This is a genomic window from Marinomonas transparens, from assembly GCF_016463975.1.
GTDB classification, from domain to species: Bacteria; Pseudomonadota; Gammaproteobacteria; order Pseudomonadales; family Marinomonadaceae; genus Marinomonas; species Marinomonas transparens.
In genome coordinates, this window is sequence record NZ_JAEMNX010000002.1 from 110349 (window position 1) to 123934 (window position 13586).

A 13586-nucleotide genomic window follows, 5' to 3' on the forward strand; every position below is an offset into this window, starting at 1 on the left:
TTTTACTCTTTCCTGCTCAGTATAATGTCATTCTTTTAATGTTCTACGTTCTTTCAACTCTCTAAAATAAGCCCTTACCCTATCATAAATAAACCATGGCAAGAATCGTCTGACGCTCTTATTTATGCTGATGTTTTATAAGCTTTTTTAAACCTTGTTGGTTAATGGAGTCGAATACCTCAATATCAAGCATTTAGACCATTTAAACCCTCCGTCAATCAGTCCACAACGCACTAACCAACCCTGAAGATCGCTGAATACGACTTTGGGCCGCCGCTTTAACCAAATTTTCAGAACCCCATAAGGTAAAGTCTTTTCTCGCTCTGGTAATACCTGTGTAAATGAGCTCTCTGGTTAATACCGGCGATGGCGTCATTGGCAACAACAAAGCCACACGTTCAAATTCCGAACCTTGGGATTTATGTACCGTCATGGCAAACACCACTTCAAACTCGCTCAAACGACTGGGTAATAGTCCGATAAAACTGCCATCTGCTTGCATGAACCAAACTCGAAGACGCTGAGTGTCGTCAGGCATACACAAACCAATGTCGCCATTAAACAAACCTAAGCTTGCGTCGTTTCTTGTTAGCATCACGGCTTTACCCGAATACCAAACATGTGGATCCTTCACTTGGCCTCGCTGATAAAAATACTGCTCAAGATGTGCATTCACCTGCTCGACCCCAAACTCCCCTTGACGAACCGCCGTAAGAATTTGATAGCGAGAAAACACAGCATATAGCTCGTTAATATCCACTTTTTGACGCACTGCTTGCCAATAATCGTCATAGCCTTTTGCCAAGGTGGCAATGTCCGCTTTGCCTTGACTTCCATCTGGCTGTTGCCAATGCACATCACCGTAACCTGATCTTAGACAGGTCAAAACAGCTTTTGCATCGCCCTTATTCATGGCTTTCGCCAAATGCCCTATGCCACTGTTTTCATCAAAGCGATAACTAGTACGCAACAGGGTTAAGGCTCGGCTAATCAATGGCGCAGAAGGGTTAGCAAATTGTGAGATATTGTCTCCTGTCACCTGTGACAACCGATCCGCCCAATCCGGTTGAAAATACGAGTTTTCAATGCCGTACGACAAATCCCCCAACACACTGCCAGCTTCCACCGAAGCCAGCTGATCTTTATCTCCCAATAAAATTAAACGTGCGTGGGGCGGCAAGGCATCAATCAACTTCGCCATCATGGGTAAATCTACCATGGAGACTTCATCCACCAGCAAAACATCTAAATGCAAGGGATTGGCTTTGTTGTGCTTAAAACGACTACGACCAAAGTCACTGCCTAACAATCGATGTAAAGTACTGGCTTGTTCAGGAATCGCCTGTTTAACCTCATCACTCAAGGGCAAGTTTCCCTTGGCCTTTGCAATGGATTCTGTCAATCGAGCAGCGGCTTTGCCTGTGGGCGCGGCCAACTCAATACGCAAGGGTTTACGTGCAAAAGAAGGGTCTTGTGGAAAAGATTGTGCCACCAGCAAGGCCAATAACTTAGTGACTGTGGTGGTTTTTCCCGTTCCCGGACCACCGCTAATAATAGAAAATGGTAAGCTCGCGGCGTTTGCCACAGCGACTTTTTGCCAATCGACTGAATCCGTTTTAGCGGGGAAAAGTTGACGAATGAGACCAGCATCAGGCTCAAAGGGATCGGCTTTAAATTGGGCCTGTAAATACTGCAATACTTGTTGTTCATATTGATAATAACGGTACAAATACAAACGCGTTCCAGATAACACCAAAGGACGTTCCGACAGAGCGCTGGTCGATGTAACCAAAGCGCTTTTACTCAGTGTTTTACACCAGTCTTGAACGCTACCCACACCACATTCTGTCAAGTAACCTCGCAATGCATCCAACTCAATACCTTCTGGGGGCGATTGCCACAACACCGCCAGATCTATGCAAATGTGCCCCGCGCCAAGATATGCACTGCATAAAGCGCCCGCCATTAATAAAGCAGGATTGTCTTCTTTAGCATGGTCGGCAAGCTGTTCGACCCATTGACGGTCAATCGCTCGTAATACACCTTTAGACTGTAAAACGGACAAGTTCACTAACTCAGCATCCTGAGCTGGAACCATTGCCAACAAATCCAGCTGATTAGAAGAGTCCATATTGCACCGCCTCATCATCCTTTCGTGCTTCACCACTGAACAACGCATCTAAAGCCTTCACATGAGCCAGGCTCAAACGAGTATTAAACACGCCAGTGGCTTGTCCGGGCTTCATCCCCCGTAAGAACAAATACACCACGCCCCCCACATGCTTTTCATAATCGTAATCTGACAAGCGCTGTTTGAGTAACCTATGCAATGCCAAGGTATACAACTGATATTGCAAATCGTATCTGTGATCCGCGATGGCATGAACTAGCTTATCGGCTTCGTAGTCTACAAATTCATTCCCCAAATAATTCGACTTATAATCCAGTACGTAATACCGACCTTGCCATTCAAACAGCAAATCAATAAAACCTTTCAGCATACCTTTCAGTGGTCGGTCTTGAATCATAGGTGCGACGCGAGATACGTCATCGTGTTCGCGAGCGATACGATCCAACTGCAACGCATTCATGCCGTCTACCGGAATAAAGAACTCCATTTCTTTACGACAAGCCGAATCCGACAGCGCCCCAAGACTCATACCATCAAGCAGTTCGGTGTTCACCATATCGGGTAACCAATCACTCAGCACCTCTTGCCATTCAGCAAAGCCCTGCCGCTCGTAATAGTCAGCCATCAATGTATGATGACTGGTTTTCAGTAAATCTTTAAAGGTCGGCTTAGCCGTCACAGCATGTAACGCCTTCCCTTCCAACGTGTCATGTAAAAAGGTGCCCGGTTTTGCGCCTTTGGGGAAGGTGAAGCGGTTCTGCTGAGGCTCGACTTCTTGTTCGGGAAGACGCTCCTCCTGTGCATCCTCCGATACCAGTGTCATTTCGTCCAAGCCGGGTAAACTTTGGTCTTGATGCTCTTTGTCTTCCACCACTAAAGACGAATAACTGCCCACCCACCAATCTCGCTCTACTCGCCCAAGGAATTCACGGGCAGTCAATTCGCCCCGTTCTGTTTGCAGCATTTGAAAGCGTGGTAAGTCAGGCATTTCGTCTGGTAAATCGAACAAAACCATTTGATGTGACTGATAACGATCACATAGTCGCGTAAGGCTCGGATACAAGGCACCGGCGTCCAAACTGTCTCCTTCACTAACCAAGGCCCCCACGCCACTAAGGTGGACATCTAGCACAGCGTCTTTGGCCTTACTGGCTTTTTTGCCCACTTCCATGCAGCCAATAAAGCAAGCCTCTTTAGAGCGAGTTAGTGCCACATAGGCCAAACGAATTTCGGCGGCATACAACTCTTCTTTATGTTGTTCTGTTTGCATTTCATCTGGGTCGATGGCGATCCACAATTGCTGTTGATCATCATGATAAAGGGCGGATTTCTCTTGGTCTCGGTATGGCGTCAAGGCAAACGGCAAATAGACTATCGGATATTCCAGCCCTTTACTCTTATGAATGGTGACAATACGAACCAATTCGGCATCCGTTTCAAGACGAATCTTTTGATCGTCGCTGTTGCCATTCGGGCCTTGGATCGACAAACGCAAATAACGTAATACCCCTTCTTTGGAATCTAATTCTAAGGATTTTTGTTGTAGCTTTTCCGTAAGATGCAGGAAGTCGGTTAAACGTCTCTCACCACCCACATGACGCAATATATTCGGCGCTAAATCCACGTTTTGCATAAATTCACGCAGCATGGGCAACAGGCCTTGTTGATCCCAAATGATCAAGTAGTTTTGGAACGCCTGCACCCATTTTTCGTACACCACATCGTCGTGATTTAAGGTGTCTAGTTCTTCAAGGGACCAATCAACCAAGCTGGTAGCCAATGCCGAACGCAGCTTGGTTTCCTGACCATTGGACAAGATTGCGGTCAGCACGATAAGTAACTCTCTCGCTTCCACCGTTTCGAACACCGACCCCTTGTCGCTCAAATAGACACTGGCAATACCACGTTTTCTTAAAGACTCTTTTAACGCATTAGCTTGGCTAAAATTGGTAACCAGTAAAGCCACGTCTTTTGGCCGTACGCCATTAGCACCAATCAAGGCTTGCCCTTGCTGACCTTCTAACAACAACTCATGCAAATGGGCGGCGCAGGACTTTGCCATCTGGTTACGATAGTCTTTGGCCGAAACAGGTTCATCGCTTTTCAGATACAAAAACTGCAACGCGGCTTGAACTTGCCCTTGTCGAGAAAAGCCCCCAGCTATGCCGCGATCTTGTACTTCAACAAAAGGAATCCCCTCCACACGAAAAGGTTTGTCCTGAGTTAGAAAAAGCCCATTAACCGACTGAATCATGGCTGCAGACGAACGGTAATTGGTCGCCAAAGAGTACACACTGTCCACTTGTTTCTTCGCCGATAAATAGGTGTAAATATCCGCGCCACGGAAGGCATAAATCGCCTGTTTCGGATCGCCAATCATGATCAGACCCAAGGCGTTTTGATCTGGTTTTGCTGACTCATAGACATTTGAAAAAATACGATATTGCACCGCGTCCGTGTCTTGGAACTCATCAATCAAGGCAATCGGGTAAAGATGGCGAATGCGCTCGGCCAATTTGCCTGCCTCGTCTTGCGCCAAGGCCACATCTAAAGACGTTAGTAAGTCGGTAAAGGTCAGCGACTGAGTGCTAGATTTCCAGCGCGTCATGCGCTCTTGCACTTGCTGCCAAAGCTGCACCAACAACACAGCTTTTAATCGACCCGCATCGGGAAAGCTTTCGCGTAAACCTTGCACCGCACTGAAAAAAGCATGAGCAGGCAACTCGCCCCCCTTGCTGATTCGGCTGACGTGTTCATTGGCATCAAATTTTTCTAGACTCTTATCCAATTCAAAGCGGGATGACTTCGCCCATTGGGTCATCGCTTGAATGTCTTTTGATGGGTCTTTACGCCAGAATGTGCGTTTAATGCCGCTGTTTTCTAGGGCATCAATAATATCTTGAGATTGCGCCAGCCAGATGGCCTTTACTTCTGTGATGGCGCTTTGCGCCTGAACTAAGGCGTTTTCCCAGTCGTAGTCCGACACCGCCATTTTTGCGTCTGGTTGATTATTTAGTAAATACAGGTCTTTCAATAAGGCATTGGGATTTGACCAGAGAGGTTTAATTAACGCGGCCTTAATATCATCCAGCGGATAAAACACACTGCGCCATACATCTTTCACCGCCATAGACAAAGGCACTTGCTCGTCGGTTTCGATGGTTTGCTGAAACAGCATACGACTTTCAAAGGCATTCTGACTCAACATCCGCTGGCAAAAACCATGAATGGTAAACACCGCCGCTTCGTCCATTTGCTTCTCTGCATAGAGCAACTTTTCCACGCCGTCGGCACACTGAATGTCTGACATTTGAGCCAGCCAATCGGCCAAGAAAGCATCGTCGCTTTTCCCTAGCATTAAGGCTTTTCTTGCGGCACGAATACGCCCACGAATACGGGCTTTCAATTCCGCCGTAGCCGCTTCGGTAAAGGTCACCACAAGAATCTGATCGACCGTTAACGCTTTCTCTAGGTCACCTTCTCTATCAGTGGGAACCAGTAAGCGCAAATACAAATTAGCAATAGTGTAGGTTTTACCAGTACCGGCACTGGCCTCAATCAAACGTTTACCGAACAATGGAAAAGTCAGCGCGTCTAATAAGGTCGGCTCTTGTGAAAGTAGGCTTGCTTCGCTCATTCTAAGACCTCTAAATGACGGTGCATCGGCAGCCAAACTTGTTCGCATAAGCGAACAAAAGTGTCTTTATGGTCAGCCAAATCAGGGAAGTAACGCTGCCAATAGGCGTCATCTACTTCACTTTTGGTAAAAGCACTGCTGTTGTCTTGATAAGTTTTCAGCGCCTGAGCCCAAGCAAGATCACCATCTTCTGAGGTTTTGCTGGAACAATAACTTTTACACCATGCATCGGCACTTTTCGCTGGCAAGGCAATCGGTTCACACAAACCAGATTGCAACAGGTGAAGCATGATTAATAAATGTTCTTTAGCCTCTTCTGGAGATAGGATAATAAAGCCGTGCTGGAGTAACTTTCCTGTTTTAGTGAGATTAATAAAGTGATGCTGTTTTGGCGTACCTTGTGCGCACAAAGCCAAATGCTCGATCCAAGCCTGCATTTTTTGATGGGCCGACAAATCCCCAATGCGATAAGACAAACGCGTGGTGGCGGTCGGCAAATCCAACCAAGCCTGTAGCACGACTTGCCCAAGAAAGACATTCACTTCTAACGGATCAAAACTCTCTAAAGCATAACCCTGCAACACATTAAGCAATTGTCTGCACTGGCCGCGGCTTTGCTCCAAAGACAAACGTCCAAACGCCCCATAAGGCAAAGCCCCCATTAAAGACAATCGTTCAATGAACTCAGGCTCCCTATCGTTCAGCATGGCTTGCAGCAGTTCTTCCCGAAGTTGGTAACCCGCCAAGCCATCCAAAGCAAATGGCTCGTCTTCTAATTCCTCTTCTTCTTGTAAAGTGAGATAGGCCTTTAAACGACGCTGGGTAAAATACCGCGTCGGATGACCGATAAATCGAGAAAGCTCTCCCAAGGCCAAATCGACTTGGCTTTGGCCTAGGTCCGTCAGCCTCGCGAACTCAATCTCTTTATCCACCTGAACACTCATTAATGCTGGCAACCAGTGTTCATTAAAACTATAAAATAACTGACTCGCCCCCTTACTATTTAAATCATAATAACTGGCGTTAAAAGGTTGCAGCGGATGTTCGACCACCAACTTTTTCAACAGCGATTTTTGCGCGTCATCCGGCGGTAATGTCTGATCCCCTTCGTACACACAACTTTGACCTATGTATTCAAGCAATTCACTCACCAAAATGGATGGATTTTTGTCACTGTTATCCTGAATACTGCGACCAACGTAGCTGATGTAAAAACAATCCCGTGCTGACATTAAAGCTTCGAGGAAAAGGTACTTATCGTCTTCTCGGCGACTACGGTCACCACTACGATATTGCCCGACCATCAAATCGAACCCCATAGGTGCAACACTTCGGGGGTAATCACCTTCATTTAGGCCCAGTACACAAATGACTTTAAAGGGCACAGAGCGCATTGGCATAAGGGTACAGAAGTTGACTCGACCCGCAAGAAAACGCTGCCCACCTTGAGACTCTTGCAACATAGGCGAGAGTAATTGACGAATCACCTGTTGATCTAACAAGTCATCAAAATGCGCCTGCTGCCACTGCAAGGTCAAAGCATCTAACTGGCTACTCAACAGCGTCGGAAAAGCATCATCCTCTTCCACCGAGAAAAATTGCTCGGACAAATAGTAAAGTGTCGTCACCCATTCTTTTGGTGTTAATGGCTGCCTAAGTTTTGACTGGGCTTCGTTAATCGCCGCTAGAAACTCAGCAAGCTTTCCCGCCACCGCCGCTTCTAAGCCTTCCACGTCTCCATAACTTAGAGTGTCTTGCCAAATATGATCATGCCCCATGGCATAACCAAGCAACATACGGCGCACACCATTCAGCCAAGTATGCGATTCTTGTACCGGTAAATCATGTTGTTCGGCGGTTTGTCCATCTAACCCCCAACGGATTCCGGCTTCCGCCGACCACTGGCGAATACGCTCTAGTTCCTGTGGCGTTAATTCGAAACGTGCCAATACCGCTGGCACTTCCAGTACACTAATCAGCTCCGACAAGGTAAAACGACTTTCCCCTAAGCCAAGCAGATACAAATAGGCATCAACGATTGGATTCTCCATACCGCCCGATTGGTCAATTAAGGCAAAAGGTATGTGCTTCTTACCTTGTGCATGAGCATGGCCAAAGACGGCCTTCACAAAAGGACTGTAAGCATTCACGTCCGGCAACATGATGATCACATCTTTCGGGGTAAGTTCTGGATTGGCCTCGAACATGTCTAATAGTTGATCATGCAAAACTTCTACTTCACGCAGTGGGCTGTGGCACAAATGCACCCTAACAGTGTTATCACGCGTAGATATACGGTGTCGATACTCTGCGTTATTTACTGTCAAATCACGCTCTTCAGTTGAACCATGATTCTCTAGCGTGAACACATCTTGCTGTACCCACTTCAATAGTCCCTTGCTTTCAACAGACACCTCATCAAAAGCTAAGTAGTCTTCAAAAACTTCCACTTCACCATCGGCCATTTCTTGAAGCTGGGCAATGTAGTCTCGGCCCAATCGCCCCCAACTGGCTAACAATGGGTTTGCATCAAGGTGCAAGGTGTCGGTGCCTAATCCCGGTTTAAGATTATTTCGTTTTATCTCTCGACCAAGGTAATGCTTGTCCACCACGTCACCCCAATAGAAGCGACACGGGTTTTGCAAAAACAAATGAATATCAATCCAGCCAGCAGCAGCCAAAACCCGTAAGGATTCAAGGGTATTCGGCGGTAAGGAAGAAACACCAAAAATAAAAATGCGGTCTGGAATGCCTGCTGGTTTTACAGAAGAGGTCGAGGCCTCTTTGAGTGCTTCAATCAAGTTACCACGATGGTATAAAGAGACCCCACGCTCACTGACATCAGCAACCAAGTCTCGCCATAGAATCGCCTGCCAAGGCTGTTGCTCAAACAAGAGATCAAGTGCTTTGTCGTCGGTTGCTCCTGACTCCCATTGTTTGATCCAGTCTGGGCGATATACCAAATATTGGTCATAAATATCGGCAATACTACTGCATAACTGAAAACGCCTAACTTGTGTATCGTCGTCTTCTAAGTACCAACTTAGGGCTTGAAATTCCTCGTCTTGTAAACGGAAATCCAAAAGACGCATCAAACGCCATACTAGAAAAGGTTTATTGAATTCACTCTGGGCTGGAATGTCATCGAGGGCTTGAGTAAAAGTGTTCCAAACAAAGGTAGAAGGCAAGGGAAAAGCCAAACCTGCGGCAATCGAATGAGACTGCGCCAAGAACATCTTCAACCACTGTGCCATACCTGGGTTCTGTACCAAGATATGTTCATCATCAAACGGATTTTTAGGTGGCGAAACAGCAAGAATTTTAGCAAGCAACACAGCTAAATCTTCCAGTCGGTTCCCTGTGTAAAGCTGAAACATGCACGCACCCTGTTGTTAAAAGCGTAGAAAGAGCCAGAAAGAAATAACGAAAGGGTAAGACTAACCTTGGATGCTAAAAAAAAGAAGAAAGGATTGTTTTTTGTCTCTTGAAAGCGACCTGGTGGAGCTATGCGGGATCGAACCGCAGACCTCTTGCATGCCATGCAAGCGCTCTCCCAGCTGAGCTATAGCCCCACAAAACGCTGAAAAACGTCAGTGGACAAGATTTGTCCTGGGATGATTCTTTATTACTGTGCTGTTTAGACTTGGTGGAGCTATGCGGGATCGAACCGCAGACCTCTTGCATGCCATGCAAGCGCTCTCCCAGCTGAGCTATAGCCCCGTAAAACAGCGAAGGATTCTATTGTTGCTTCGACATTCTGTCAACCCTTTCATTCCTTACCTTAGCGACTATACTGAATCAAGTTATGCTCTCATTCCCTATTGGATGAAAGTTATACTACAATGTCGTTCTTGCGCTTTTAATTTTAAGAGAAAAACATGGATGAATTCCCAACAACCCTAGATGACCTGATGATGGCACAACAGCCCATCTTCAACAAAACCAAAGAACTGTTTGGCTATGAACTTCTATTCCGTGGAAAAAACCCTCTAAATGCTGACATTATTAATGGTGACGAGGCGACTAGCCAAGTACTGGTCAATCTATGCATTGGTATTACCAAACTTGAATCGCAAGTAAAAAAACCCTTTTTTATTAATATGACAACGGAGCTTCTGTTATCTGAGGCCTTCTTTCCTATTGCTCCTGACACCATGTATATTGAAATATTGGAAGGCCAGCATATAACTGCAGAATTCATCTCTGCCATACAAAAATGGCGGGATCTAGGCTATCGATTTGTCCTAGACGATTATCAATTCAGTGCTGCTTACAGGCCACTACTTCCTTGGATATCTATCGTTAAAATAGATGTACTGGCTACTCCACCTAATGACTATTTCAAAGAAATTGCTGAACTCAAAATGTTAGGGCTAACTCTTGTTGCCGAAAAAGTCGAAGATTTGGCCATGTTTGAATTATGTAACAAGCTAGGTTTTGATCTTTTTCAAGGCTATTTTTTGCAACGTCCTGAAATCATAAAAGGCAAAAAAATAGACTCTAATACCATGGGCGCCATTGCCCTAGTCAATGCCTTACAAGATGAAAACATTACCATTGAAATAATCAGTGAACTGGTTGCTCAAAACCCCAAGCTTACCTTCCAACTTCTACGGGTATTAAAAAGCCCTATTTGTGGCATATCCAAAAAAGCCGCCTCAATTAAAGATGCCATTGTTTTTCTCGGGTTAGAACAATTAAAAAAATGGGCGTTACTCATTACACTCACCTCGTCATCAAACCAGCCTGAGGCACTTTTAAAAATAGTATTAACACGCTCTCGCTGCTGCCAATTAATTGCTAAAAGCAGAAACCCAGAGCTCGCTGACTCAGCCTTTATGACAGGCCTAATGTCAGGTATCAACACTGTATTTAATGTCGAGCAGTCCGTCATTTTAAAGCAGATATCGTTAACAGAAGAAGTACTGGATGCGATATTGAACCAGTCAGGAGAACTAGGCTCTTACCTAGCACAAACTTTAAGCTGTGAGGAACAAGATTGGGAAACGCTTCAAACAATAAGCCCAGAAGATAGAACCAGCCTTAATCGTGCCTTTCTTGAAGCCATGCTTTGGGGAGAGGATATTTTACAGACATTATCCTAAACTTTATCATTTATTTAGCGCTAAACGATTGACAGTATTATAAAAAACCATAAAATACCCACACCTTTTTCAAGGCCAGTGTGGTGGAATTGGTAGACACGACGGATTCAAAATCCGTTGCCTTCGGGTGTGGCGGTTCGAGTCCGCCTACTGGTACCAACATAAAAAAAGCGATTGTCTTGGCAATCGCTTTTTTTATGTTTTTTTATCTATAGGTCGTGATTTACTTCAAACAAGTTTTCTAACACATAGTCTGGTAAATCTGCTTCATTAGGAACTGGCTTTGATGCGCCATTTTCATCAATAGCAACAAATTTAAACAACCCTTCCGTTACCTTTTCACGCTGACCAATACGGTCACGCCTTACCCAAGCTTCCACATGAATGTTCATAGAAGTACGGCCAACGGAATCAACATGGGTATAAACCCCCAAAATATCACCCACTTTCACGGCTTTAATAAAGCTCATACCATTTAGCGCTACCGTCACCACTCTGGACTGTGCCCTTTGCCCAGCACAAATGCCCGCTGCAATATCCATTTGAGAAACCACCCAACCACCAAAAATGTCTCCTGCAGGGTTGGTATCTCCAGGCATAGCCACGGTTCTTGTCGTCAAACGACCTTTTGCTTTATCTTGTTGCTTTGACATAACACCCTCTCAAGCTGTGTGTTTCTTTAAACAAGAATAGCACAGAGCCAGAAAAGACCTATTCAGAATATTTAGAAGCCATGGAAAACTGCAAAAAACACATTTTAAGCACTATGAAATCAAGTCACCTGATCACAAAGCATCAGCGATGGAAAAAGCGAAAACTCATAGAAAAAAAACAGAAAAAAACTACCATGTAGAATCACCAATAAATATAACGTAACCATAAAAACTATTTTATTAGTGCCCATATTAAGCTCAAAAGCAGCAAGCTAAAGAGACATTGGGAAGAGTTGTCTACTGACATTTCATGAAAAATTTAGCCGTATTTAGGAAGAAAACAGAAAACGATAGGAAGGAGTTTTAAAGGCATCAAAGGAGAAAAATCAGTACCGAACTCACTTAATACAGTAGGTTCGGTACTCTAACAGAAGTGAGACATAATCAAACGAGACCCGTTGCAATAACGGTGCAGCGATATCCGCCACCCCTATCGCCCCTTGCCGTGACTTTGTCTATAGACCAATCGCCCGCCATTTCAGGCGGAAACGTATCATTTAAAGTGAGAACGCCTTCCGCTACTAATTTAGGGCTTCCCGGCAAGTCTAGACTAACGCGGCTGGCCTCTCGCTGTAACCGCATCAATTCATCTTTACAAGCTTGTGTGGCGCTCGCTTGGCTCTCATAGGTTTGGCGCAATTTTTTAAAGGGTTCGGTACCGACTTCAACGATATTCTCTTCGCCCTTATTGCTGTCCAACCAATTGGCTTTTATACCACTAGACACACGGCGACTCGGCTTATCCAATTGACAGTTAGTAAACTGGCTAACGCCGCTCGGTGTATTTTTACTTGGCACCCCAACAATCACAGTAGGAATCATCTTACCTGTTACCGTATTCGTTTTGCCTCGCTTAGCAAGCACATAAACATCGTTAACGGGTTTAGCAATAGCATCGCGCTCTTTCGTTATACGAGTCAAAAAAGCGCTGTCTGTTTCGTCTATTTGGTCTATGTGCTCAATAAAAACACCTTCAAATTCATCCGCCACTCTAGGGCTAAAACCGTGAGCACTGACAATTTGACGAAACACATCCGCAAGACTGATTTGCTCAAAACTACGGGTTCTACGCTCCTTGAAACCTGTCGTATCTTCTGTTTGAAAAGGTGCTGCGGTCGCCACAATAGTCACGCTAGGTGGGAATAAAACAGGAATAATCCGTGTAATAGTAAACTGACCTTTATCGACTAAAATATCGTCATAGCCCTCTGCCCACGTCAGCACAGCACCTTCTTTTGGCAATCCACTTTGGCCTGACGTATCCACATGAAGTGTTAATTGATCACTCTGAACACCAGAAGAATCTATTCGCTCCCAAGCGGTTAAGCGAGCATTGATAATGTCCTCTCCTGCACCGCCCACTCGGACCTGAGGCTTGTATCCTAATCCCATATATTCACCACTCTTTCAGGCGCTTTGGCTGGCATCTCAGGCAAGGTGATCGTGATACCAGCTGGCAGCACAGGGCCATACTTTTCCAAACCGGGATTAAGTGCAAACAAGACTTCTTCTGCTTCATCATCCGTTCGATTTAAACCCATCCATAAAATAATAGAGATAGTATCGCCCTCTCGACTACGCAGCGTTTTCATTAACATACTCCTCTAGCTCTAGGGTGAAGCTGAGCACTAAAGCCGTGCCATCGTCGATGATTTTGTCCTGCTTTTCCTGCAAGCGCTTGATCACCCAGCGCCCCAAGGTATTGCCATAACCATCCGTCAAGCCCACAGGTTCACGCTGATTCTGCAAAAACCTTAACATGCTGAGATTCGTCATGCCCTTGGCCTGAAACCAGGTTCCTGTGATGGTTATGTTTTCCAACTGTTGACCGGTATTTTTACTCATCGGCTTTTGACCATAACGAGCCACCGTCGACCAACCGCCATCACTGGTACGCTGTAACCCCTCGTATGGGGTACCTTCACTAAGGGAAAAGACGAACTCACCGTCTCCATAATTTAGACACATCATTTTAGGCATGCGCACTCCTTTTCAGTATT

The 13586-nt window shown here is 45.4% G+C and carries 8 protein-coding genes and 3 tRNA genes; 2 read left to right on the forward strand and 9 right to left on the reverse strand.

From position 1 onward, the window contains the following. Nucleotides 1-214: 214 nt before the first annotated feature. From recD to I8J31_RS02895, 5 genes are all read right to left on the reverse strand, one after another. Nucleotides 215-2131, reverse strand: coding sequence for an exodeoxyribonuclease V subunit alpha (recD, locus tag I8J31_RS02875; RefSeq protein ID WP_199466799.1), 1917 nt, complete (start codon nt 2129-2131; stop codon nt 215-217). After that, a complete protein-coding gene (gene recB / locus I8J31_RS02880) occupies nt 2118-5768 on the reverse strand; it encodes an exodeoxyribonuclease V subunit beta (RefSeq protein ID WP_199466800.1) in 3651 nt (1216 codons plus the stop codon). The genes recD and recB overlap by 14 nt, the downstream gene beginning before the upstream one ends. Then, the gene (recC, locus tag I8J31_RS02885) at nt 5765-9145 is read right to left on the reverse strand and encodes an exodeoxyribonuclease V subunit gamma (RefSeq protein WP_199466801.1); all 3381 of its coding nucleotides are present in this window, start codon (nt 9143-9145) and stop codon (nt 5765-5767) included. The genes recB and recC overlap by 4 nt, the downstream gene beginning before the upstream one ends. Nucleotides 9146-9264: 119 nt before the next feature. Further along, nucleotides 9265-9340: transfer RNA gene (locus I8J31_RS02890), tRNA-Ala, on the reverse strand. Nucleotides 9341-9412: 72 nt separating this feature from the next. Further along, nucleotides 9413-9488 (reverse strand) — tRNA-Ala (locus tag I8J31_RS02895). 158 nt (nt 9489-9646) lie between these two features. On the opposite strand from I8J31_RS02895, the gene I8J31_RS02900 reads away from it, so the two are divergent. Next, nucleotides 9647-10873, forward strand: a complete 1227-nt coding sequence (locus I8J31_RS02900) for an EAL and HDOD domain-containing protein (RefSeq protein WP_199466802.1) — start codon at nt 9647-9649, stop codon at nt 10871-10873. Between the two features lie 74 nt (nt 10874-10947). After that, a tRNA-Leu gene (locus I8J31_RS02905) sits at nt 10948-11032 on the forward strand. A gap of 50 nt (nt 11033-11082) precedes the next feature. Here the strand turns inward: I8J31_RS02905 and I8J31_RS02910 are convergent. From I8J31_RS02910 to I8J31_RS02925, 4 genes are all read right to left on the reverse strand, one after another. Beyond that, the gene (locus I8J31_RS02910; RefSeq protein WP_199466803.1) at nt 11083-11526 is read right to left on the reverse strand and encodes an acyl-CoA thioesterase; all 444 of its coding nucleotides are present in this window, start codon (nt 11524-11526) and stop codon (nt 11083-11085) included. Between the two features lie 444 nt (nt 11527-11970). Then, nucleotides 11971-12978: a contractile injection system protein, VgrG/Pvc8 family gene (locus I8J31_RS02915; RefSeq protein ID WP_199466804.1), complete on the reverse strand. Its 1008-nt coding sequence runs from the start codon at nt 12976-12978 to the stop codon at nt 11971-11973. Further along, a complete protein-coding gene (locus I8J31_RS02920) occupies nt 12969-13178 on the reverse strand; it encodes a tail protein X (protein WP_199466805.1) in 210 nt (69 codons plus the stop codon). Before I8J31_RS02920 ends, I8J31_RS02915 begins: the two co-directional genes overlap by 10 nt. After that, on the reverse strand, nt 13162-13566 hold the full coding sequence (locus tag I8J31_RS02925; protein ID WP_199466806.1) for a phage tail protein: 405 nt from the start codon (nt 13564-13566) through the stop codon (nt 13162-13164). Before I8J31_RS02925 ends, I8J31_RS02920 begins: the two co-directional genes overlap by 17 nt. Nucleotides 13567-13586: the final 20 nt, after the last annotated feature.

Bases quoted from the DNA above. Each gene is read 5' to 3' on its own strand.
- recD (WP_199466799.1), bottom strand. From the start codon at position 2,131: ATGGACTCTTCTAATCAGCTGGATTTGTTGGCAATGGTTCCAGCTCAG.
- recB (WP_199466800.1), bottom strand. From the start codon at position 5,768: ATGAGCGAAGCAAGCCTACTTTCACAAGAGCCGACCTTATTAGACGCG.
- recC (WP_199466801.1), bottom strand. From the start codon at position 9,145: ATGTTTCAGCTTTACACAGGGAACCGACTGGAAGATTTAGCTGTGTTG.
- I8J31_RS02900 (WP_199466802.1), top strand. From the start codon at position 9,647: ATGGATGAATTCCCAACAACCCTAGATGACCTGATGATGGCACAACAG.
- I8J31_RS02910 (WP_199466803.1), bottom strand. From the start codon at position 11,526: ATGTCAAAGCAACAAGATAAAGCAAAAGGTCGTTTGACGACAAGAACC.
- I8J31_RS02915 (WP_199466804.1), bottom strand. From the start codon at position 12,978: ATGGGATTAGGATACAAGCCTCAGGTCCGAGTGGGCGGTGCAGGAGAG.
- I8J31_RS02920 (WP_199466805.1), bottom strand. From the start codon at position 13,178: ATGAAAACGCTGCGTAGTCGAGAGGGCGATACTATCTCTATTATTTTA.
- I8J31_RS02925 (WP_199466806.1), bottom strand. From the start codon at position 13,566: ATGCCTAAAATGATGTGTCTAAATTATGGAGACGGTGAGTTCGTCTTT.